This is a genomic window from Nitrospirales bacterium (assembly GCA_031315865.1).
Taxonomy (GTDB): Bacteria; Nitrospirota; Nitrospiria; order Nitrospirales; family UBA8639; genus JAGQKC01.
This window is the reverse complement of the sequence record JALDRJ010000002.1, coordinates 3,199,795-3,223,131: the sequence shown is the minus strand read 5'-3', so window position 1 is coordinate 3,223,131 and position 23,337 is coordinate 3,199,795. Positions and strand designations below refer to the sequence as shown.

Annotated in this window: 17 protein-coding genes; 8 read left to right on the top strand and 9 right to left on the bottom strand. The window is 45.4% G+C overall.

All coding sequences use genetic code 11. From position 1 onward, the window contains the following. Nucleotides 1–45: 45 nt before the first annotated feature. The 3 genes from def to MRJ96_14665 form a co-directional block, all read right to left on the bottom strand. Nucleotides 46–576 (bottom strand): peptide deformylase, encoded by a 531-nt coding sequence (gene def / locus MRJ96_14675; protein ID MDR4502686.1) that lies wholly within the window; start codon nucleotides 574–576, stop codon nucleotides 46–48. 86 nt (nucleotides 577–662) lie between these two features. Continuing rightward, nucleotides 663–1,481, bottom strand: coding sequence for a HEAT repeat domain-containing protein (locus tag MRJ96_14670; protein MDR4502685.1), 819 nt, complete (start codon nucleotides 1,479–1,481; stop codon nucleotides 663–665). A 251-nt stretch (nucleotides 1,482–1,732) separates the two neighbouring features. Continuing rightward, a complete protein-coding gene (locus MRJ96_14665; protein ID MDR4502684.1) occupies nucleotides 1,733–1,960 on the bottom strand; it encodes a hypothetical protein in 228 nt (75 codons plus the stop codon). Between the two features lie 568 nt (nucleotides 1,961–2,528). On the opposite strand from MRJ96_14665, the gene MRJ96_14660 reads away from it, so the two are divergent. From MRJ96_14660 to MRJ96_14625, 8 genes are all read left to right on the top strand, one after another. Further along, nucleotides 2,529–3,224, top strand: a complete 696-nt coding sequence (locus tag MRJ96_14660; GenBank protein MDR4502683.1) for a polysaccharide biosynthesis/export family protein — start codon at nucleotides 2,529–2,531, stop codon at nucleotides 3,222–3,224. A 57-nt stretch (nucleotides 3,225–3,281) separates the two neighbouring features. Next, nucleotides 3,282–4,430, top strand: coding sequence for a polysaccharide biosynthesis/export family protein (locus MRJ96_14655; protein MDR4502682.1), 1,149 nt, complete (start codon nucleotides 3,282–3,284; stop codon nucleotides 4,428–4,430). 135 nt (nucleotides 4,431–4,565) lie between these two features. Further along, entirely contained in the window at nucleotides 4,566–5,942 is a 1,377-nt protein-coding gene (locus MRJ96_14650) for a GumC family protein (protein ID MDR4502681.1), read from the top strand. Nucleotides 5,943–5,957: 15 nt separating this feature from the next. Continuing rightward, the gene (locus MRJ96_14645) at nucleotides 5,958–7,742 is read left to right on the top strand and encodes an AAA family ATPase (GenBank protein ID MDR4502680.1); all 1,785 of its coding nucleotides are present in this window, start codon (nucleotides 5,958–5,960) and stop codon (nucleotides 7,740–7,742) included. Between the two features lie 181 nt (nucleotides 7,743–7,923). Continuing rightward, entirely contained in the window at nucleotides 7,924–8,736 is an 813-nt protein-coding gene (locus MRJ96_14640; protein MDR4502679.1) for a CpsD/CapB family tyrosine-protein kinase, read from the top strand. Nucleotides 8,737–8,750: 14 nt separating this feature from the next. Beyond that, nucleotides 8,751–9,341 (top strand): adenylyl-sulfate kinase, encoded by a 591-nt coding sequence (cysC, locus tag MRJ96_14635; protein ID MDR4502678.1) that lies wholly within the window; start codon nucleotides 8,751–8,753, stop codon nucleotides 9,339–9,341. 93 nt (nucleotides 9,342–9,434) lie between these two features. Continuing rightward, the gene (locus MRJ96_14630) at nucleotides 9,435–11,003 is read left to right on the top strand and encodes a right-handed parallel beta-helix repeat-containing protein (protein MDR4502677.1); all 1,569 of its coding nucleotides are present in this window, start codon (nucleotides 9,435–9,437) and stop codon (nucleotides 11,001–11,003) included. Between the two features lie 527 nt (nucleotides 11,004–11,530). Next, the gene (locus MRJ96_14625; protein ID MDR4502676.1) at nucleotides 11,531–14,419 is read left to right on the top strand and encodes a right-handed parallel beta-helix repeat-containing protein; all 2,889 of its coding nucleotides are present in this window, start codon (nucleotides 11,531–11,533) and stop codon (nucleotides 14,417–14,419) included. Nucleotides 14,420–14,440: 21 nt separating this feature from the next. On the opposite strand, the gene MRJ96_14620 is transcribed toward MRJ96_14625, so the two are convergent. The 6 genes from MRJ96_14620 to MRJ96_14595 all read right to left on the bottom strand — a co-directional run bounded on the left by MRJ96_14620 (nucleotide 14,441) and on the right by MRJ96_14595 (nucleotide 23,317). Beyond that, on the bottom strand, nucleotides 14,441–15,607 hold the full coding sequence (locus MRJ96_14620) for a glycosyltransferase (protein ID MDR4502675.1): 1,167 nt from the start codon (nucleotides 15,605–15,607) through the stop codon (nucleotides 14,441–14,443). Beyond that, a complete protein-coding gene (locus tag MRJ96_14615) occupies nucleotides 15,585–17,012 on the bottom strand; it encodes an O-antigen ligase family protein (protein ID MDR4502674.1) in 1,428 nt (475 codons plus the stop codon). Before MRJ96_14615 ends, MRJ96_14620 begins: the two co-directional genes overlap by 23 nt. Before the next feature lie 798 nt (nucleotides 17,013–17,810). After that, the gene (locus MRJ96_14610) at nucleotides 17,811–18,746 is read right to left on the bottom strand and encodes a sulfotransferase (GenBank protein MDR4502673.1); all 936 of its coding nucleotides are present in this window, start codon (nucleotides 18,744–18,746) and stop codon (nucleotides 17,811–17,813) included. Beyond that, nucleotides 18,743–20,122 carry a polysaccharide biosynthesis C-terminal domain-containing protein gene (locus tag MRJ96_14605; protein ID MDR4502672.1) on the bottom strand — a complete coding sequence of 460 codons (1,380 nt, stop codon included), beginning with the start codon at nucleotides 20,120–20,122 and terminating at the stop codon, nucleotides 18,743–18,745. Before MRJ96_14605 ends, MRJ96_14610 begins: the two co-directional genes overlap by 4 nt. 411 nt (nucleotides 20,123–20,533) lie before the next feature. Further along, nucleotides 20,534–21,751, bottom strand: coding sequence for a glycosyltransferase (locus MRJ96_14600; GenBank protein ID MDR4502671.1), 1,218 nt, complete (start codon nucleotides 21,749–21,751; stop codon nucleotides 20,534–20,536). 135 nt (nucleotides 21,752–21,886) lie between these two features. Further along, nucleotides 21,887–23,317 carry a hypothetical protein gene (locus MRJ96_14595; GenBank protein MDR4502670.1) on the bottom strand — a complete coding sequence of 477 codons (1,431 nt, stop codon included), beginning with the start codon at nucleotides 23,315–23,317 and terminating at the stop codon, nucleotides 21,887–21,889. Nucleotides 23,318–23,337 lie beyond the last annotated feature (20 nt).

Below are 23,337 nucleotides of genomic sequence, written 5' to 3'. Positions count from 1 at the left end.
TGGTGCAGTCTGCAGCCCACCTCGAACGAGGTGAACATGCAAACATTAAATCACGGTGGCAGGTTCTTCTTGCCAATAGGTATCGAATTCTTGTAATTGCGTCAACGTGGACATGTCGGTCATGCGATCGATAAACAACTTTCCGATGAGATGATCCATTTCATGCTGGATGCACACGGCATACAACCCATGAGCCTCCCAATCTTGTGGCGTTCCATGTTGATCAAGGGCTTGTACGCGAATCATGGACGGGCGTGTCACCTGCCCCCTCAGGTTGTCTATACTCAGACACCCCTCCCACATCTCGGTTTGCGTCGGACCATAGAACAGAATTCGTGGGTTGATGAGGACTGTTCGGGGAAATCCATTTTCTCCTCGACACTCCATGACCACAACTTGTTCTGAGCGAGAGACCTGCGGGGCCGCTAATCCAATGCCTTCATTCTGCACCATGGTTTCAAACATGTCGTCGATGAATTCTTGAAACGCACGAGTAGTGATTCGGTCTGGATCTACAGGTTCCGCAATTTTGCGTAAGATCGGGTTCCCTACTTTTGCGATCGGTAATAAGGCCATCTTCGTCTCCTTGATATTGTATGCAGCGTCACGGATAGTAGCCTGTGATCGTTCCGCGACGATAGTACGGCTGTCTTGAAGTTGTCCTAACTTGAGGGCGTAGGAGATTGCTGCGGTTGAGGATTGGCCGGCGGTCCAAATCGGCTTTCATTTTCTTTAAGCCAGGTCCGCCATTCTTGGCTCCACTCTTTTCGATCTTTTAATGTGGACGCTTCCCAATTATGCCGGCGGGAACCGGAGAACCCCGTCAGTCGCCAGAACGATTCCCGTGCCGTGACGGAGACAAATTCCTCTGGATCTGCGATGATTCCGATGAGAATCGGCAGAATCTCTTTTTGCCTGACACTTCTTGCTTCAAATGCAGCCGTTAGCCGTACTGTCGAATTCTCGTCTTTGGCCATTTCTTTGATCGCAGGGAGCACTTTGGTGGAATCCAATCGCGTGGCGACACGAAGGGCATGCGATCTGACACGAGAAATTTCATTTGGGTCCTTTGCCACATTCAGGAGCTCGGAAACAGACGAAGGGTCCTTGATCATCGAAAGGGTCTCGATCGCATTATAACGAATCCGTGCGCCTGGCATCGTTAAAGCCTTCACGACAAACGGGACCGAATGTTTGCCATAATGGACGAATTCGCCCATGGCCCAAAGCTCTTGACGGCCTTCGAGTAGAGGCACCAGTGATTCCAATCGATCGCGATCCTGCTGAGTGAGCGTTTCAGGAGCAGGTGTGGCTTTCTGGATATCAGGAAATTCGGCCTGGGGGGGCGGTTCATAATTTTGGACCAAAACGACTTTTGCCGTCAGTTCGGCACTTGCCATCGGCCAACCGACTACATACAGTCCTACTGCGAGGAAAATCGTGAGAACCCGCCAGTTTTTCATCATCATCCTTGTCTGCATAGCTGATCTCCGCTCTGTCCTTGAAGGCTAATCATGAGTTCCAGTACTTTATTCAGTCTAGTCGGTTAGAGCTAAATGGGTCAAGATTCTATCTATTTATGGAGATTCGTCATACGACCCAGTGTGAGAGAAATATCATGACGATGCGGGGTTGGATGGTAAGATCGAAGGCTAACAGACGAGTTATTGAAAAAATGCCATAGCTGGAAGAGAGTCGGGAAAGAGCTGGGCCCCGCCTCTCGACCGACCAGCTATCTGGTACTTAGTCGAACGAGTGATTGGAGGACGGCATCTTGTACTCGCGCCGAGGGATCGTGAAGAGCGGTGCTCAAGGCTTCCAAGGCCTCACGTTCATCTGCGACTCTTGTCAGGGTTTCCCCCAGGGTCGACGCTGCGGCCTCACGTGCTTCAGGGGCACGGTGTGCCAGCAGGTTTTCAATGCTTCCTCGGACTGAATGCGTGAACGGGTGCCTATTCATTTTGGTACCTCATGATTGATCGATGACCATCGGCTCGTCTGTTTTTCGGCAATTTGTACCATTCTCTTTACATAAGCACCTGTATCTTATTTAATGGTGTGAATGAAATAGAAAATCCTCATACAATTTATTTTGTGAACAGGGTATGATGATCTCATGTTACGTAGTTTACCCGTTCTTGAAAGCATGCACTTCTCTGGAAGACCGTTCCGGTAGCCGGAGTATAGGTTTTTCATTATAATTCAGTATGTTCCTAAGTCTTACTATAGTGTTTGTACCTTAAGGTATACTCATTGCATGGGATTCCCGTGTCTCTTGTACGGAATGCGTACCATCTTATTCTACAGCCTTAGTGACAGGTATAACCTCCATCTGGGGCCTGCGTCCCTTCACCACACTTACTAGTGATCTGAAATCTCTTAATGATGGCGCGAAAGCCAAAGCCCAGGTATTGAGCTGGCCGAATGAGGAATCAACCCTCGTGAGCTAACTCGTCTTTCTGTCCCCTGACACCTCATGGTCGTGTCATTACAAGAAAATCCACCCATGAAAGGAATATTGCTGTCTGATGGTCGCACTTATTTTATTCATTGCTCTCCTCTCCGCTGCTTGTAATCCGAGTGTTGTTGTTAAAGATCCGACTGCGGTAGGTGCTCCTGGAACCACGATTGGCAAAGTCGGGCCAACCCTCATGCAGGAGTACGTGATTCAGCCTGGCGATGAGTTGGATATTAAGTTTTTTTATAATCCGGACCTGAATGAGTTGGTCATCGTTCGTCCTGATGGACGGATTTCTCTCCAATTGGTCGGAGAAACGATCGCTGCTGGCCGCACTCCACGAGCATTAACGCAGCTCTTGACTCAAGAGTATGATAAGGAACTCAAAAAACCCGTTATTACGGTGATTGTACGTTCCTTCGGTGCCAGAGTGTATGTTGACGGTGAAGTCGAAAAACCCGGCGAGTTGGAACTGAGCGGTCCTCTAACCGTCATGCAAGCGATAGCACGGGCTGAAGGCGCGACCGAGAAAGCGTGGCAGGAGGCCATCGTGATTCGGCGGATTTATGGTAAACAGCCTCTTGTGATTCCAGTTGATATTGAGGCTGTCCTGACTGGTGAAGATTTTACCCAAGACATTGGTCTTGTGCCGTTTGATATCGTGTATGTCCCGCGATCACCAATCGCTGATGTTAATCTATGGGTCGATCAGTATGTCCGGAGGAATATTCCCATTCATTTCGGTTTATTTTTCCCATTGAGGTAACCCGTTTTTTTCTATTATGGTGAACATCATACAACTGTTCGCAGAAAGTACGCGTTGATGAGGAACAGTCAAGATTATCCGGCCCAGAAGGCATGGTTGTTGCCGTGTCCCCAGGCCTTGTGTGTTGTGTACTTTCTGATGCTCATTTTTGTCCATTACGAGGCCAACAATGTATTCGGACAAGAAAAGGACATCAAAGAACCTCAACGAGGAGACATTGTATCAGGGAAGGCTCCGACCCCTCTGATATCAAAAACGTCGTTCGTAAAACGTCAGTTAGAGGCGTATAAAAAAGCGCTCGCACGTTCTGAAGCGCAGGTCCAAGAATTTAAACAAAAGCATTCGTTGACATCGCTCGAAAGTCAACAACAACTCCTGCTTCAACAACGCAAAGAACTCGATACGCTCTTAAAAGGAGCTGTCAATAATATTAGTGCTCTTGATACAAAGTTATCGTGGCTCAAGCACCAGATACAGGAAATTCCAGAAAAGGTTCCACTCTCGAGCGTCACGAATCGCCAAGCTATTATTCAGGAAGCTCAAAAAAACCTATTAGATCTGCAATTAAAAGAACAGGAAATCCTCACAAAATTTCATGAAAACAGCCGTACATTGATGAGTGTGCGGAAGGAAATCGAGCTCGTTCAGGGCTTTTTGGAAAAGCAAAAGGCTGCTGAGCTAGAAAACATGGTGACCACTGGTAAAAATCCTGTATTCCAGGAACTTGAGATTGAAATACTTCGAACTGAGGCGCAGTTAGTATCAGATAAATCACGGCGAATGGTCACTCAACAACAGATCGCAGAAATCGATCAAGAACTTCTGAGGCTCAATAATCTGGAAAAGGAATTTCGTGAATTACTGCGGACCGTCACGGCCAACGAAAGGAATTTTGAAGAGTATCTTGCGATGGTTGGCACGACACCGCTTGAGGACTATCGCATTCAAGTTGGCGATCTTCTTGATGTGAAGTTTTTCTTCAATCCAGACCTCAATCAAGAAGCTTCCGTGAGGCCGGACGGAAGAATATCTCTACAGTTGATTGGAGAGGTGATGGCATCAGGATTGACAGTGGAGGAGCTAACAAAGCGGCTTAAACGTCGGTACGATATAGAGCTGAAAAATCCTTCGATTACGGTGATCTTACGTTCGTTTAACCAGAAGATTGATGCGAGCAGTCGAACTGGATTACGGCCGAGTAGCTAGGGTGCTCGTCTAGCCTGTTTGTCCAAAATTTTGGCAAGACATGTGACGTGTAAAATGATGTCAACTGAATCTGAAAGATCCAGTCAAGTTAGTCTTCGAGATATCGTTACGATCCTGTTTAAACACCAGTGGACTATGCTTGCGGTCTTCCTTGGCACTGTGACGGTCGTCGTGTTGGGATCTCTTTTCATGGACCCCACCTATGAGGCCGAATCCACCATTATGGTAAAAATGGGACGCGAGCATATTTATCAACCCGAAGTCGGATCTGCCAGTCCCGCCGTTGCGTTCGATCAAGAACGAATCCTGGAATCAGAGATCCAAATCTTGACCAGTCGAGATCTTCTCAGGCGAGTGATCGAAACCATCGGGGTTCATAAGATCTATCCAAAATTTGATGAAGCACAAAGTAAGATCCCCCCGGTTGAGGCGAGTATCTTGCAAATGCAGGAAGATCTTTCGACGACGAACATTAAAAATTCAAATGTAATACGAGTGGCCTATCAACATCACGATCCGAGCATAGCCGCTACTGCCGTGAACTTACTCATTGACTTTTTGCTGGAACGACATCTTCAGATCTTTAGTAATCCGAAGGCTGATTTCCTGGAAAAACAAGTGGCAGCCCATCTTCAAAAACTAGACGTGTCTCGCTCAAAACTACAAGACTTTAAACAGCGCTACGGAATATCCTCCCTCACCGAGCAAGAGCGTCTCTTACTGCAGCAGCGTCAAGACCTCGACACATCCTTGAAAAATGTTAAAAATGATCGTGAAGGATTGAAAAGCAAGCTGAGTTCCCTGTTGCAGCAAATTCCTCAGATTCCCAAACTTATTTCTCTAACTAGTGTCTCTGAACGTCAAAAAGTCATCGATGAGGCGAAGAGCAACTTATTGAAACTTCGATTGCAGAAGCAAGAACTCTCAACTCGCTACAAAGACACGAGCCGGTTCATAAAAAATATCTTAAATGAAATCAAGATGACGGAAGCCTTCATCAAAGAACAGGAAGCTCAGCTTTCTGATCGAGTGACGAAAGGGAAAAATCCGGTCTATCAAGAACTTGAAGTTGAGATCCATAAATCAAAATCTGAGTATCGGTCTTTAGAAACTCGCGCGAAAGAAATCTCACGACATATTGCGGAAGTCGATGAGAAGTTGGCCGAATTGGACTCGTTGAAGAAAGAGTATGAAACACTGGATCGTGATGTCGAGACAGATCAAAACAACTATGCGATCTATCTCTCGAAAGTCGAGGAGGCCAGAGTCGCTCAGGAAATGGATCAGCTCAAGATGGCCAATATCAGTATCATTCAGCCTGCCACCATACCAGTCAAGCCCGTAAAACCTAAACTTCTCTTGAATATTCTTCTCGGTATCATGATCGGAGGGGCCGCAGGAGTCAGCCTGGCTTTCGCGAATGAATATCTTCAAGGTGGCTATACCCGGCCTGAACATTTGACACGAGATGTGGAGCTACCGGTGCTCACGAGCATTACGTATAAGACCTAAAGGCTGCACTCCCTTATGTATCTGAAATTCTACGGTCTCTCGAAAAAACCATTTCATACGACGCCTGACCCACATTTCCTTTTTTTAAGTCCAAGTCATAAAGAAGCGATGGGGGCGATGCTCTATGGCATTGATCATCGTAAGGGGTTTATCGCCATCACGGGTGAAGTCGGCGTCGGCAAAACCACGGTCATTCGTTCTTTTTTGGAACAGGTAGATTGGAAAGCCGAACACACCCAGTTGATCTATCTCTATAATCCGACGCTTTCCGTGAAAGAGCTCCTTCTGGCCATTCTTTTCGAACTCGATCAAGAAGCCACCGGCAGTACGAATGTTGAGCTCTTGACGCAGCTGCAGAACACCCTGATCGAACGATATCGTCACGGTGGGACAGTCGTGCTCCTGATCGATGAAGCCCAAAACATGGATCCACGGACGTTGGAGCATCTTCGAATGCTCTCGAATTTGGAAACAGCCACTGATAAGTTGATTCAGATTATTCTGATCGGGCAGCCGGAACTGGAAACTCTCTTACAGCAGCATGAGTTGCGGCAATTGCGTCAACGGATTGCCGTATGGTCGACAATCCGTCCATTAACAGAGGATGAAAGCCTGGCTTATATCATGCATCGTCTTGTCTTGGCAGGATTAACCGGCAAGCCAGTTTTCCACAACAACGCCCTGAAGCTTATCGTCAAGCAAGCGAACGGTATTCCTCGACGACTGAATATTCTGTGTGATAATGCGCTGGTAACCGGATTAGGATACCGTGCGAACCCTATTACGGCCAAGATCGTTCAGGAAGTGATCGCCGATGTTGACAGGCAACTCCACAAGCGCTGGTGGGGATGGGTTCCAGCGACGGCCAGCCTGTTGTTCTTGATCGGAGGCGTGGCTTTATTCGTGTCACTCGATAAGCCAGATGCCTCCCACGCTGACAAAAATTCTCGAATGGAATTGCCGACTTTGTCACTTGCCGATAGAATGGTAGACAGGCAAGAACAATTTTCACACATGGATAACAAGCCTGTTTCTGTGGGGAGAAGTGAACAGCCAGCATCCTCTGCACCGAAAGTCGGTCAATCAGAAAATCTGAATGGTATTGTCTCTGGTACATCTGACCAGGCTTCTTCCGCGTACCGGGGAGAAGAGCGAGGCAATCTCGATCCACATCTGGCTTCTGACGTTCTTACAGTTCAGGAAAGTCAAGGACAGCCCTCGACAAGACCTGATCCATCTTTGGCATTCATATCAGCAGGGCATCTGTCTTCCGGTGCTGTCCATCAAACACGAGTGATTCGACGGGGTGAAACCTTGGCTGAATTGACGAAGGAAGTCTATGGAGACCTCAACCCTGAATTACTTCAATTTGTCCTGGAGCATAATCCTGGCATTACACATGTTCGAAACATACAGCCTGGCCAGCGCATTATTTTTCCGGCTCTTCACGATTTTGGGAAACCTAACATCCAATCTGTCAGGGAGTCTGTTATACCTCCTGAATCAGATAGAAAAAAAAGAAACGGCCCCATGTCTCAAGGCATTTTCGCTCAGTCTCCTGAGGATACGACAACGCATGATGTGACTGCCTCCTCCTTGAGACAGCCCTTGACTGTCCGGGTCGTTCAACAAGGAGAGAGTTTGAGCAGTCTTGTGAAAAATCACTATGGCACGACGAGTCCTGAATACGTCGAACATGTTCTCAAATATAATCCTCACATCCGAAATGCGAGAAAAATTTTCCCCGGTCAAAAGGTGGCGTTTCCCACATTTTCTCAATCACAAAAGGACGAACACTGATGAGGTAGACTTTGAGAATATCAGGGTGTTGGTCAAGTATTGGAATGTATGGCAGTCTGAAGGAAAGAGAGGAAAAAGGTTTGTACAATGGTCATCGCCGTCAGGATGATGACGCGATAGCAATGCGAGAACCAATTGGTCCGTATTGTATGTAGTCTGTCGTGAACGAAGGGTTTGTTACATGAGCAAAATGTATGAAGCCTTACAATATGCCTATACGGAGCAGGATTCCAAAAGTCGAGAGAGACTAGTACCCCCGTTGTTCGTTGAAAAGCCTCTTGAGAAAAAGGAGGATACTCTTCCCCCTGTCGTCCGGACTCTTGCTGAGGAGGAACCGGTGTTGGATTATGGCAACGCCGGCCTGTCAATGGAGCCGGAAATGCTCCAACTTCATCAATCGATTACATCTCTGCTGCCCGATACGCAGAGCAATATTCTGCAGTTTATCGGCAGTCATTCGGGTGTGGGAACGTCGAGCATTCTTCGGGAATATGGCAAAGTTATCGCCAAACAATATGGCAAGTCAGTCTTATTAATCGATGTGGATTTCCAGCCTTCTTCCTCTCAGCATCAAGCATTCGGAGTTCATCCAAGAGAACCATTGCAAAGTCTCATGCAGAATGGCGGTTCAATGGACTCAGTCATCACACGAGTGGAGCAAACGCGAATCTCTCTATCTCGTTTCGCCGACAACAGACAGTCGAATCTACATGTTTCCACGAGTCATACGGACTATCGGCGAATCTGGGAATTCCTTCGAAAACAGTTTGATCTTATACTCATCGATTCTCCGCCGCTTGGCTCATCTGTGGATAGTTTGGCTCTGAGTGCTGCGGTGGATGGCGTTGTGATGGTTGTGGAAGCTGAAAAAACACGATCCCCGATTATTCTTACGCTCAAGGATCGGATTATCAGGCGAGGTGGACGGGTTCTTGGAGTCGCTTTTAACAAGCAACGTCACTATATTCCCGGTTGGGCATACCGGTGGCTCTAATGTATGGAGGAACTATGGGCACGGAAGGGTTTACAGTCTGGTTTACGGGATTACCGTGTTCTGGAAAGAGCACATTGGCACAAATGCTGTATCAACGATTCGTGAATCTACAGTATCCTACGGAAATTTTAGATGGCGACGAGGTTCGGAGACGGCTGACAAAAGGTTTGGGATTTTCAAAGCCTGATCGCGATGAAAACATCCGGCGCATTGCATATGTCGCCAAACTTTTAACCAGGATAGGAGGTGTCACGATTACTGCGGCCATTTCACCCTATCAAAAACTGAGACGAGAAGCGCGAGACGAAATAGGGCGTTTTGTCGAAGTGTATGTGCAATGCCCGATTGACGTCTGCATAAAACGTGATGTGAAGGGACATTACGCGAAAGCTCAGCGAGGAGAAATTACGAATTTCACGGGCGTGTCCGATCCGTACGAACCGCCAGAAAACCCGGAAATTGTGGTGATGACAGATAAGGAATCCCCTGAGGTCTGCATCGACAAGATTCTAGAATACTTATCGCATAACCAATACATTCGAATGATGAGAAAGGTCGAAAACGCACGCCATGCAGACAATCAACGGATTGTTTCTTGTTCCTAGCGTCGTTCAGTTGATACTTCGCAGGAGCATGTTGATCATGCAGTTCCTGAAATCTGGTGTCCAATGCGGCCTATGCACATGTTCATGAGAAGAGTGTTAATTTACACGGCGGTCGTACTCGGCTGCTTAGCTGCCTATTCGTACTTTGTGGCTGCAGAGCACGTCCTTGGGCACTCTGCCAGACAAGAACTGATAACCGTTTCGGGTAATCAACGAGCCAATATTGCCTCTTTGACAGCCGATGCTACTTCTCAACCCCCTCATGCCAATGTTATCCAGGTTCATCCGGGGGGAAATATTCAATATCTGGTTGACCAGTATGGTGGCAACACGACTTTTTTGTTGAAGACGGGTATACATCGCCTGCAACAAATTGTCCCTAAAAGTCGTCATACCTTTGTCGGAGAAAATGGAACTATATTGTCAGGCGCACGCTTGTTGACTGAATTTGTCAAAGAAGGAAAATATTGGACTGTAATAGGGCAAACCCAACAAGGAGGGGCAACAGGTCGATGTGAGCACATACATGTTGCGATGCCTGTTGATACCTGCATGTTCCCAGAAGATCTGTTCATTGATGATATACCGCTTACGCAAGTGAGCCAATTGACTGACCTCAGCCCAACAAAATGGTATTTTGATTATGAGTCAGACAAAATTTACCTCATGGACGACCCTCACGGCCACAAAGTCGAAACGAGTGTGACTCCTTATGCGTTTGAAGGCAACGCGTCGAATGTGGTCATTCGAGGACTGGTTATTGAAAAGTATGCGACTCCTACTCAAGAAGGTGCGATCCATGGCCGTATGGGTCACAGCGGACCTTTAGGGAAGAATTGGCTTATTGAAAATAATGAGATCAGATTCAATCATGCCATGGGGATACGTGTCGGAGATGGGAGTCAAGTCATGAATAATCGTATTCATCATAATGGACAGTATGGAGTTGGGGGAAATGGGACGGATATTGTTATCGCAAATAATGAAATTTCATACAACAATAGTATGGGATATCATTGGCATACCGGAGGAGGCACGAAGTTCGTTTGGACAAAGAATTTAATCGTTCGTCATAATCATGTTCACCATAACTTTGGCCCAGGATTGTGGACTGATATTAACAACATTAACACGCTTTACGAAAATAATACTGTACGGCTCAATCGATCGACCGGGATTTTTCATGAGATCAGCTACTCTGCTGTTATTCGAAACAATGTGGTTGAAGAAAATGGTTTTGATAATTCGGTATGGCTCAATGGCGCTGGTATTCTTGTTTCCTGTTCTTCCGAAGTTGAGGTTTATGGTAACACCGTGCGGCACAATGCCGACGGAATTGGAGCGATACAAACTGAACGAGGTCATGGACGATACGGATACTACGAAGTGAAGAATTTACACGTTCATCATAACAATATCGTCATGAAAGAAGGCGAGACGGGATTTGACGTGAAAACTCGTGATCTTCAGTACTATACAAAAAAAAATAACCGATTTACGAACAACACCTACATCGTGGAAAGCCAGGAGCCAAAAAGTTTCAGATGGATGAATGCGCGCCATACATTTAAAGAATGGCAGAATTTTGGCCAAGATGTATCCGGAACGATGACCAAAACGACAAAAGAACCTGTCCAGTTGCCCAATTCTCCAGTAAATTGACAACTTCGAGCATTTATGGCGAATCCAAATACGTTCCAATCGATAAATATGACAAACTCAGCGCTGTACGACGTTGAACTATACGGAAGTTATTTAAAACGGCTATAAACGATTTCCATGAATCATACATCTGACCTCCTAGTCTTCAATGGCTAATCATTTTTCAGATTGATTTCGATAGTATGAATCCTGATTCGCGACGTATTCGAATGGCATAAGTTGAAAATTTTCGCAAACACAATGTGTGTGCCAGATGTGCTAAAAATTATGTCTTTATTCTTCCTATCTTCCTTTTTCTCCATATTCCAGATTTCATATTTCCTACTTCATTTGGCCTCGTTACGTTCATCTGACTTCTCTTAATTTTAATTGAGAGCCTGTTGGGGATGCCTGTGCTCAAGGCCGTGCTTGTTGACGGCATCTCTCAGAAAAAACGAAGTTGAATCAAACAAGAAGCGTACGTTGACGTCCGCGCGATAACTGTTCCTTTAATTGTGAATGTATAGCCATTCCGAAAGGATTCTTCTATGAGATCTCATACAGTTTGTGCCACACTCGTATTCTGTGTTTTCATCTCTTTGACTCTGCTTGTTGCGCGACCTGTATTAAGCCAGGAGATTCAGCCCACGACCACTGTCACCGTCACTCCTACTGACGACATTCAAGCGCTGGTCGACGGTCATTCTGCATACACGACGTTTATTCTGACGAAAGGCGTCTATCGTTTGCAAAGCGTGACTCCAAAAACGAACAATACGTTTATCGGCGAAGCCGGAACCATTCTTTCTGGAGCACGATTACTCACAGTATTTGGCCAGCGAGGACCTTACTGGGTCGTGGAAAATCAACAGCAACAAGGGAAGCGATTTGGGCGGTGCGAAACGCAACGCATTCAACCACCAGTCAACAACTGTATGCTTCCAGAAGATCTTTTTTTCGATGACGTCCTTTTGACACAAGTAACCAGCCTCTCTGAAGTAACGCCGGGAACATGGTATTTTGATTATGCCACTGACACCATCTTTATGGCAGATAACCCGACGAATCGTAAAGTTGAGGCGAGTGTGCTCCCTCACGCGTTTCAAGGTAGCGCCCAGAATGTTCTGATTCAAGGTCTGATCATCGAGAAATATGCATCACCAGGACAAGAAGGGGCCATTCATGGACAAACCGGACATGCCGGTTTGCGTAGTCGTGGCTGGATTGTCGAAAACAATGAAATTCGATGGAATCATGCCATAGGCATACGATTAGGTGAAGACATGCACGTGCGTAATAATGTTGTCCATCATAATGGACAATTGGGAATCGGAGGTTCAGGTTCGAACGTGGTGATTGAAGGAAATGAAATTGCGCACAACAACATCCAAGGATTTCATTGGCATATTGGTGGCGGGACAAAATTTGTGACGACTATTGACCTGGTTGTTCGTCAGAACTTTGTTCATCATAATTTTGGTCCGGGACTGTGGAGTGATGTCGATAACCTCAATACGTTATATGAGGATAATCACGTATTAGCGAACAAAACGCAGGGTATCTTTCACGAAGCCAGTTATCATGCAATTATCAGGAACAATCTTGTAGAAGGGAACGGCTTTGGGGATAGCATCTGGCATGTTGGATCAGGAATCCTCGTTTCATCTTCCCCCAACGTCGAGATTTATGGAAACCAGGTCCTTAATAATGCTGATGGGATTGGGCTCATTCAAGATCATACAAGAATCGAAGGAAAGTTTGGTCCTCGTGAGTTGAAGAATGCTCATGTCCACGACAATGTTATCTTAATGGCAGAAGGCCAGACTGGAATTGGCGTGACCAATTCAGATCCCGCGTATGTCAACGAACGAAATAATAGATTTGAGAATAATACGTATGTACTCTATGGAAAGTATCAGGGCGTGTTTAAAAGGTTAAGCATCAATTACACGATAGCGCAATGGCAAAATTTCGGGCAAGACGTCGCGAGTAATTTTATCCGTTTTCCTTCTCTTGACTCATCAACGACACTCTGGAATCCTCCTGATATGGAGTTGGTTCCCTTGCCAACTTCTTCCCGTATCGAAATATCGCCGGGATCCAATATTCAGACTATTGTGGACAGTCAGCCGGAAGGTACTGCCTTTACTTTGAAAGCCGGTATTCACCGTTTACAGCACATTCGGCCAAAGAATGGAAATAAGTTTATTGGCGAGGTTGGTTCGATACTGTCTGGGGCACGAGAGCTCGAAAATTTTACTCAGCAAGGTCAGTACTGGATTGCCGACAATCAGATTCAACAAGGACCAACGTTTGGTCTCTGTGATGAGCAATTGGAACTATCTGGAGCGAGCTGTCGTCATCCCGAGGATCTATTCTTGGATAATGTTCCTTTGGTTCAAGTTAGTAAGCTTGCCGACCTTGAAGTTGGTAAGTGGTTTTTCGACTATGACGCTGACAAGATCTACCTTGCCGATAATCCCAAAAACCGAAGAGTCGAGGCCAGTATAATTCGACATGCGTTTGAGGGTATGGCTCAAAATGTCTTTATCTCAGGGCTCATCATCGAAAAGTACGCCAATCCAGCCCAAGAAGGAGCGGTTCACTCTCGGGTCGGTCACTCTGGCCCATTAGCCGATGGCTGGACGATTCAAGAAAACGAGATCCGCTTGAACCATGGAATCGGCATTCGAGTCGGCAATTTCACAAAAGTCCTCAAGAATAACATTCATCACAATGGTCAACTAGGAGTCGGAGGGAGTGGTCGCAATATTCAAGTCATTGGTAATGAGATTGCTAACAACAATACTCAAGGATTTGCATGGGATTGGGAAAGTGGGGGAGCTCGTTTCGTATGGACAAATATGCTGAACATCATCGGCAATGATATCCATCACAATACAGGCCCTGGGCTTTATACCAATCCAGAAAATCGTTCAACTCATATTGAAGCCAATCGTGTCGCATTCAACGAGGGAGCCGGCATTCGTCACTCGGCGAGTTATCATGCCGTCATCAAAGGTAACATCGTAGAAGGGAACGGATTTGGCGAACGCCTGGGGCATAATGGCGCTGGAATTTTAGTGACCGGGTCTCCAGATGTTGAAATTGTTGGTAATATTTTAACGAGAAATGCATATGGAATTCTGGCTGTACAGACAAACCGTGGTGATGGGCATTTTGGACCCAGAGACATAGAGAACTTCTTTGTCCATGATAATATTCAAATTCTAAGCCCTGGGAAAACCGGTCTTCGGGTATTAGATTCAGATCTTTCATTTTTTACAAGCCGTAATAACCAATTTTCTCACAATATCTATATGTTCTTCAGTCATGATGAACTGAATAAGTTTCATTGGTTAAACAAAGTTATGACGGCATCGGAATGGAAAGACGAACAGCAGGATCTCGATGGGAAATTTGTCATTCTCCCATAGGCAGAAGGAAGAATGTATGCCCTATTCTGTCATCACAACACGCTTGTATACATTCATGAGTATTTCGTGATTTTGTTCGGCCATATACTTCTCAACATATTCTTTTCGTGCCAAGATACGCATTTTTCTCAATTCACCCGGGTTTTCTAAAATCCAAGTTATCTTCTTGAGGAAGTCATCTGTGTTCCCAAGTTCAAAATGTAAGCCTGTCTGACCGTCTATGACCAGTGAAGACATGCTTCCATTGTTGCATGCGACAACTGGTAGACCCACTGCGTAGGCTTCAGCTATCGTTAATGGGAAATTCTCGTAGCATTCCGATGGGAAGACCAAAAAAAGAGCCTCTTTCATAAGATGTAGCACATTTTCGTGTGATTGGTATCCGAGATGCTCTACGGAAGGAATACATTCGGTAGCTTTCTTCACTACTGGGCTTAGGGTTCCTTCACCGACTATTTTGAGGCAGAGTTGTCCTTGCAATTTTTGCCAAGACTCTAGCATCATTTCGATGCCCTTCTCTTGAGATAGGCGCCCAACATACAGGGCATAATTACCGCCCCCTGTCCCTGTTCCAGGATCAGGGGCAACGAAGTTCGGTTTGACGACAATTTTGTTCTCCTCAAGTCCGCCAGCAACGAATCTTTTTTTTGCAAACTCAGACAAGGCAATAAAGAGGTTCACATTTCTTTGCCAGGTCCGTAATAAGCGATGTACGATTAACATAGTGGCTACCCCGCTACTTGGCCCTCTTCCATCGCGGTAACAGGCATGTCGTATCCCAGGCCAAGGCCATAACTTTCCCATACAATCCTCACAAGTCCTATTCTCGCGAAAGAAGGTAGCATTGAGACACAACAACCGAAAATTGTGAAGGGTTTGAATCACCGGAACCTTTTCCGCGTTAGCTGCATAGTAGGCAGACGGTGATATCAATGGAAATGTATTATGGACATGCATGATGTCAGGTTTTTCATTGGAAATGAGATTCCGAAGCGCTCGATAAGACTGCGTATTCCAAATTAAAGCATGCACAAGCTCTCGTTTGTTGTATGTCGTGACTTGATTATTGTGAAGCGTATAATCAATGACTTGATGACGATAATTTCTTAGGAGTCGACGTTCTTCTTCAAAAGCCTGATCCTCACCTCCTCTTTGCTGATAAAAGTTATGGACGAGCAAAATTTTCATGAAATACACCGTTTTGTTGTCTTCGCAACATTTCAGCCAGTCCCACGATTGCCAGAAAAGGTAAAGCCGGATGCCAAATAAGTAGAGAATCAAAGAAAGAGCGAACTGACAGAACAGAAAGCACTCCGAGGGATTCTATGGCTAAATGATATCCTAGCGTGTGATGTGACAGGCTAAAGACAACTTGCAAAAGAACGACCCAAGTACTGATTAGCACTAGTAATAATAAAATAACTCCAAAAATTCCTACGCCAAGCAATGTTTCTAACCAACTACTGTGCAGTGTTGAAGTTTCTTGAAGACCAGCTTGTTGTAACACAGCAAAACGTCCGGCGGCATAGGCACCATACCCTGAAAAAGGTTGTTCGATAAAACGTTCCCACGCATATTCCCACCATCCTACTCGACCAGTTCCCGAAAGCAACAACTCCGTGTCTTGCCCTCTCAAGACGTACTGGAGTAGGACTTGCTCAATGTCTGTACTCAGGAGACCTACGACAAAACCTATGGGAATGATGAAAATAACCCCTAATCGTTTTGTCAGCACCATGATCAAAAATGCACCTAATATGAACCCTCCCAATGAAGATCGTGTTTGAGAAGCAAGAAGCAAGATCATAGAGATCACGAATAACATGGAAAAGAAAAGTCTGCTCGACTTACGCAACAGAAGCCTGGCAAAACTTACGCATCCCAGGATTGCGCCTAAATCTCCCACACCATTGGCCGAAACTGCCGGAAAGACTCCAATGAGACGAGCGCCAAACATTCCAATATCTTTCTTGATTGATTCCTCTGGCCAGAGAAGGACTCCGAGGAAAATGGTCCCCGCTAAGAACGCGAGAAGCATCCATGTCCAATCCAAAAAACTCTTGAACTCTTCAGGGGTTTTCACAGTCGAAAGAATAGCTGCCAATAGGGAGACATCAAGAAAATACTCCGCAGATTTGTAAAAAGTCCAAGCAGGATACACAGACCAGACCGTTGATGCGAGGTTCCATATCGCTGCAATACCAAATACCCCAACTAAACCATAGAACATACCAGACAGCCACTCAGACCGCTTTAAGACCAATTGATAAATCAGAATGACTCCAACGAGACCCATGAGAACGATACGATACAGAGCCCAGATATCTAGAGGATTTTCTCTTGCCAGCCCTGCCTCTCGGACTCGAAAGACAAATCCACTAAAGAACGCCAAAAGCCATAGAATATGCCACCATTGAAGTTGTCTCCATACGGCTTTGACATTGTCCAGAATAGCTGGGAAACAATAGATCAATAAGCCCAACATGATTGGGAGTACAATGCCACCCCCAACAATGATGGGAAGAGAACCGGAAAGCACCAAAAGACCGAGTATGAGACTAATTACTAGTGGAAAAATAATGATAAGGTACATCAGCTATCATTCTCAAAGTCAGTGGTCGGGCTCTCCAATAGCCAACAGACCTTCTCTCTTCCTCATGGATTTGCTGGTCAAGTAATGGTCATAGTGCGAAAACAGAACGCAGATTGCTTTCCGCCTATGTGCCATAGTGTTGTGAAGAATAGGCTGTCAAAGAAAGCAGGTTGCCAAGATTGTGGGTTAAGCCACCCTCATGAGATAGTGAACGGAGAGCGACAGGATCCGTAGCAACAAAGGAGTTCATACTGCTGCCATGATCATTTTCAAAAATGAGTATGTCCCAGTGCCTCAATAATCGTCTTGCCATCTGAAAACAATCACGTAATGCCATTAATTAAGAAAAACGTTGAACCGTTTTCATCAGCTAAAAATACGTCTACTTGAAGTTGCTGAAACTATGATTTGTATTGTGAGTACACTTCAGTCTGGTCATTAATTGGTATATTGACTATTTCAAATGATCATGAGACTCAAGCGATCGATCAGACCATATGGCATTTTGCTCTCCCCAATGTTGCGGCTTTAAAGTTTCAAAAACCTTATACTTCATCGTGTCAAGACAAAAGGCTGGCAGCACTGGGTCCAACACTGACTTGATACTTCGTTTCATCATGAATGGCTCAGCAATCCTTGGGCAGATAAGAATGTATACATTAGATACTGGTCGACCAACCGTGAAGAATTTTGGTTAACTTCGATCGATGGAAATTTGATCAGTTGAATGTCAAACTTAAACAGACCGGTATGTGTTTTAGGTCATTTTTCTGCTGAATATTCCTTTTACTCTGGCTATTATTGCTTTAGATAGCCGTAACGTGCCAACAATGGGTACGTCATGGCTGTTACCATGGCTTTTTTCACTTTAGGCATTTTCTGCTTCCATTCCTCATCTGGAGCAAGTTGAACTTTACCCTTTTGAAACCTCATGGGATTCCCGTTGAGGGAATGAAAAGTCTTAAATTCGACTGAACTTTGTTCGAGAAACTCTAAATCGCCTTGTTTTTCTCCCAAGCCTGATAAAATCTTTAACGTCTCTCCTTTTGGATCAGCAATGAAATCTTCATAACGTACACGACCTAGCAATCGTTTAGACTGACCATACGCCTCAATCAGAAGATTATACTCACTCCAAATCAACGAAGAAGATGCGACATTGAATCGGCTGAGATAGTGAGCTTTGTTTTTCGAAATGAGGGCTGGTTTTTTTCGTAGCCAGGAAAATGCTACGCCCCGACTGTCTCGCACGAGATGAACGACGTGATAATCAATATGATCGACCTCATTTAACGCATAGAGCACAACGGGAGATTTAGATGAATCAATGATGACTTTTGCTCCTGAAACCTTTTGAATCGCCGATAACAGCCTACTTCGTAAGCGTGCATACTGAGATAGAGCGTTCCTCATCTTCGTCGTGGTTAAGCACGGCATGCTCAGTTGAGGCACTCGCCGAAACCGCAAATACTTTTTGATGGCGGCAATTTCGTTAAGATCAAAGTCGTGCCCCGGCTGCAATCCTTCTTTCACGACAGATTGCCAAAAATCACAATCAGAGAAGGATTGCCCACAAGCACAGAGATGGTTATCCACAAATCCATAGTGCCAAATAGTCTCTAATTCTCCGACCGGAAAAAATCCTTCAAACTGACCTAGAATTCTCTCTAGCAACGTGCTCCCGCTACGTCCGTACCCCGCAATATACAAAACCTTTGCATCAGTACCCATCATTGAGACTTTCCTAAAGGATTAACAAAAGGGTTGAAGGGAAAACACACTATTCCTAATTGCTTCTTTACGATGATCACGAGCCAAATGTTCCAAAAGACGATCGTTATTCCCGTGGCGATAGCAGCACCGATAGCTGAGAATTTCGGTATGAGCAATCCATTCAACACGATATTGAGCAGGCAACTCCAAGCAAACACTTTTGCCGATTGTCGCTCCTGACCGGTCATGTTCAGGAGGAGAAGTACGGGACCGACTATGGCGTTAATAAACTGACAGGCGATTAATAGAAGAAGAATGTCGTATCCTGTCACAAAAGCATCACCAAATAGCGAGAGGATCTGCGTTCCGAATATGATGAGGAACATCCCCACTCCGAGCGATGGCCAAAAGATCCATCGCAAAAGGCTCATGACAAATATTTGAAGTTCATGAAGCTTTTTGACACTGAAGAGTGCCGCAATTTTTGAAGCAGAAAGCACGCTGAAAGCCGTCAAGACGATTAAAATCAGATTGGCGACTCTTGAGCATGCAAAGTACACTGAGACATCTTGTGTGTCCTGCAACATCCCAAGCATGATCAGATCGGTTCGTTCTACAATCACTTGAAATCCAGCGACCAGTAAAAGGGGTAAAGATGTTTTTAACCATTTTCTTGGCTCGTACGACGGGGTCGCGTGCAAGACGGCTGAAGGCACATTTTGTCTATAGATCACCATTTGGAGAGCATTCAGGACCACAAAAACTCCCACGGTAATCACCAACGCCAGTTGCGCTGTCAACGTCATTCCTTGAGCCCACACCAAGAAAAAAATACAAATTAAAAAAAAGTTTCTCAAAACCGGATCAGGAAGGTGAGCCCATGCCGGCCACCCAAATCCACGAAAAATTCCCGATTGCACTCGAAGAAGAGCCAGTAGGGGGACGATCGCAAACGCAATGCTGAGTTGAATGGGATACGCTAAATCGTAACCGATATTCAGCCCATAGATAATCCCGGTAGCCGTTGCCGTTATGACAATTCCGATACTGATCGTGAGCCAGACACTCCACTTGACAATCCCAGTCACAGCATCAAAATTGGCATGTACCAACCCATCAGCAATGTACCGAATACTTGTTAACGGTAGGCCGGCAGCAGCAGGAACGGAAAACAAAATTGCCCATGCCAGCACATAGGTATAGACACCATATTCATGCACTCCCATCCAGCGAGCAAAGAAAATCTGGCTAAGAAACGCCAACCCTAGACCGATAATTTGTAATACCATGACAATTCCACCTGCACGCAGCACTGAAAATATTTCTTTCGTGAGTGGAACCGTCTTGCTCACATTGAAAAACCGGAGTGAATGTTCAAAAAAATGAAGTGTCGTCATGCGGAAGGCATATCGTGGCTGTGATGAAATGAATCCACGCCTCTTCAGTAAATCTGATACCGTGTTTGTATCACACCATCTTCCTGTCGTGTATCAGCATACGTCCGGCGAATGGGCATTGAGCTGGCGTCTTATAGGATGTCGTCGAATTGGATTCGACGATCAGTCGAATCTCCTACCATTGCTATACAGGCTGGGAGAGCTGAGAAAACATGCGTGTTAGTTTTCTCTGGTCATCCTGGGCGACTCTCATAGATTCAGTGATGAAGGCTGAGAACAAGATGTAGAGACTATTTGATTGAATATGTCATTCGTTCGAATAGGCTTTTGCCATCGTTGACCGATGCCATCACACCGTCCAGATCTCCTGCCTGCTACATTGGGAAAATAAAACGATCGGTATGCAAAACTTTATGAAACGAGAGCCTTGTTCTGTATTCCATTGAATGCGAACTTCACAGCTTTACGAAACTGTGCCACCGTTTCCCTCAGCGGCAATGATTTAGCGGTTTCCCTCGCCCCTGTACTAAATTTCTGTAAACGTTGTTTGTCATCGGCGAGGTACATAATGGCATCACAGAACAATTGACAGTCCGGTTTTGCGACAAAGTATCCATTCACTCCATGTCGAATGTAATCCAGTTCTGGACATTCCGGCCACCTAAGATTAACCGGCGCCGTCGTGATGGTAGGAACTCCATAACAAAATCCATGTACACATGTCAGGCCGGGTAACCCAGGGATGACTAATGCGTGCGAGATCATGAACAGTTTGGCCAATTCAATCGGTTCATGGATTCCACCCAAAAAATGGACATGTGCTAATCCCTGTGACTGTTTGACCAACGGTTGATATTCAATGCCTTCTCCAACAACCAGGAGAGATGCTTGGAGTGAACTCTTATCAAGTTTTCGCATGACGTCAATCAGAAGAGAGACTCGTTTCAAGGGGTTGAGTCGCCCCACGAAGATAAGAACAAAGCGATCTGTTAGGTTCAGTTTCTGGGTAATCGAATCAAGCTCTTGGGACGTGACACTCTGCTCCAAACCCATAAGATATTCTGTATCATAGGTATTCTTCGTGACAAAGATCTTATGAGATTGAATACCTTCTTGGATGCATGCTTCCTTCCCCTTTTCCGTATAAACCGCAATGGCACTTGCACGTTTAATCATGAAAAATCTCAATCGATCGATAAAATGTTGCCGGAGACTTGGTTGTGTTTTACGGTGATATGACATGCCGGATACCGGTCGATATCCAAAACCATGGAGCACTAGTGGCGTATTGGTTATTTGAGCAAAGAGCCATAACATCCAAACTGAGGCATTGTGAATAACCTCCTCACAAACAATGACATCAAATTTTCCTTTTATGATTTTGCGCACGGCGGATTGCCAGAATATTCGACCACGACCGAAGGCCCAATACCGGTTTTTTACCAGAATATTCTTGACGGATGGAATGGAGCCAACAGATTTCGTCGTATACCCATCCAGTCCTTGTCCATGAAACGATGTCACTTCGACATCAGGAACGTTGGCGAGCTTTTCCAGATATGGCACTCGATAGTTTGGAATAATAGGATGCTGCCATGCTACGCGTATTTTTTCTTCTTGCGAATTCATGACATATCACCATTAGTTCGGCAGACTTTGTAAGACAGGAGGAACATTAATTGGACCACCTTCTAGACGCATGAATTTCTAACGGCTATAGGAGTTTTGGCTACCTCTGAGAGGACAGTCAAGAATCGTTTTAGATTATGGCCAACTCCGACAGACCATTGCGGCTAAAAGCATTTTCGGTTTTATCAATATCGTGAATCGATTGAAATACGAAGTCACGTTATCCCACAGTACAGGTCTGAAAGATTGAGGTTCATGATGCTTCACCAAATAGAGAACGATCCCTTCAGCGATCGAGCCAATGGTCATGCTCATCGCAATCCCTGCCATACCGTAATGCCAACCTAGGAGAAGACTACAGATCAAACTGACAAGAGCTCCAGTGCTTCTTCCTAAAAAGATCAGATCAGGCCGTTGTATGGCCATGAGGAGCACGACGCTGGATTGTACAAATATTCCTAAAAACCCAGTTAAGATAAAATATGGTAGAAGCCAAAGGTACTCGACATAGAAACTTTGTCCACTAAGGAGTGGCAAGATATATGAACCGTAATTCGAAAGTAGCAATAAGAAGAGGGACGCAACGCAGAAATTTAACAAAAACAGGTCTCTCGCCCCCTCTTTCACCTCTTTTCTTCCAATCTCGGAACACCGTCTCGAGATATAAGGAAGAAGAACGTGACTAAAGGTTGCCAGACATTGATTCATCGGCGAAATGAGACTTTGGATGGCTCGAAAGCCAGCGACCTGAGGGTTTCCCAAAAATAAAGCGATCACCGGGATATAGGCATTGGCACCGATCCACAAGGCGATCGTGGATCCAATTGTCCACCTTCCATATTCGATATGACGTGTCCATACGGCTTGAGGTCGCAAATGTGGAGCATGATTCAGTTGGGTAGCGTAGGTATTAAAAATCAAAACCCCGACAATGCAGGAAGCCGTAATACTGGCACATCCCATGGTCAACAGCACGGCGCCAGGAATGATCGTTGTGTGAAGAAAGAGCCCCAAGACTCCGGTCAGCAGTGTGACACAATAGACACTGCTGGCGATGAGTGACCAAACAGGCATTAAAAACAGGTAGCCGACTCGACGCGTGAACCAAACACATAAGATGAAGGGAGTCGTTGCCGCTAACCATAAAAGTGTAGAGGCCAATTGGCTACCAACGATGAAAAATGCAAGAGCGGAAAAGCCGAGTATGCTGGAGAGCGTTAGTGTTAACGTTACATGGAGTCTGAGAAGCACAAAGACATATTCAGGCAAGTGTGATCCATAGTGTGATGGTCCAAGCACACTCATTGGTTCAAGGATGAGTGAATTATAAAAACCGGCAATGAGAAGGAATACGGCAAACGCGATGGTAAATGAAGCATAGTCAGATGGCGAGAGCCAACGCAAAAGAAACACATTCAACAGGACATTGGACAGGACAAAAAATCCTTGGTCCAAGAGGCCACAGGAAATCTTTGTGAACCAGTATTTAATCTTCCCAAGACCATTGACTATCGTAAGGGAGGATAGATTGAACGAAGCATATTGTTTCATAAGAAGTTTTGTCACGAGAATCATGTTGGTATATA

Coding starts and splice junctions, on each gene's coding strand:
- def (MDR4502686.1), bottom strand. CDS start 576: ATGGCCTTATTACCGATCGCAAAAGTAGGGAACCCGATCTTACGCAAA.
- MRJ96_14670 (MDR4502685.1), bottom strand. CDS start 1,481: ATGCAGACAAGGATGATGATGAAAAACTGGCGGGTTCTCACGATTTTC.
- MRJ96_14665 (MDR4502684.1), bottom strand. CDS start 1,960: ATGAATAGGCACCCGTTCACGCATTCAGTCCGAGGAAGCATTGAAAAC.
- MRJ96_14660 (MDR4502683.1), top strand. CDS start 2,529: ATGGTCGCACTTATTTTATTCATTGCTCTCCTCTCCGCTGCTTGTAAT.
- MRJ96_14655 (MDR4502682.1), top strand. CDS start 3,282: ATGAGGAACAGTCAAGATTATCCGGCCCAGAAGGCATGGTTGTTGCCG.
- MRJ96_14650 (MDR4502681.1), top strand. CDS start 4,566: ATGCTTGCGGTCTTCCTTGGCACTGTGACGGTCGTCGTGTTGGGATCT.
- MRJ96_14645 (MDR4502680.1), top strand. CDS start 5,958: ATGTATCTGAAATTCTACGGTCTCTCGAAAAAACCATTTCATACGACG.
- MRJ96_14640 (MDR4502679.1), top strand. CDS start 7,924: ATGAGCAAAATGTATGAAGCCTTACAATATGCCTATACGGAGCAGGAT.
- cysC (MDR4502678.1), top strand. CDS start 8,751: ATGGGCACGGAAGGGTTTACAGTCTGGTTTACGGGATTACCGTGTTCT.
- MRJ96_14625 (MDR4502676.1), top strand. CDS start 11,531: ATGAGATCTCATACAGTTTGTGCCACACTCGTATTCTGTGTTTTCATC.
- MRJ96_14620 (MDR4502675.1), bottom strand. CDS start 15,607: ATGAAAATTTTGCTCGTCCATAACTTTTATCAGCAAAGAGGAGGTGAG.
- MRJ96_14615 (MDR4502674.1), bottom strand. CDS start 17,012: ATGTACCTTATCATTATTTTTCCACTAGTAATTAGTCTCATACTCGGT.
- MRJ96_14610 (MDR4502673.1), bottom strand. CDS start 18,746: ATGATGGGTACTGATGCAAAGGTTTTGTATATTGCGGGGTACGGACGT.
- MRJ96_14605 (MDR4502672.1), bottom strand. CDS start 20,122: ATGACGACACTTCATTTTTTTGAACATTCACTCCGGTTTTTCAATGTG.
- MRJ96_14600 (MDR4502671.1), bottom strand. CDS start 21,751: ATGAATTCGCAAGAAGAAAAAATACGCGTAGCATGGCAGCATCCTATT.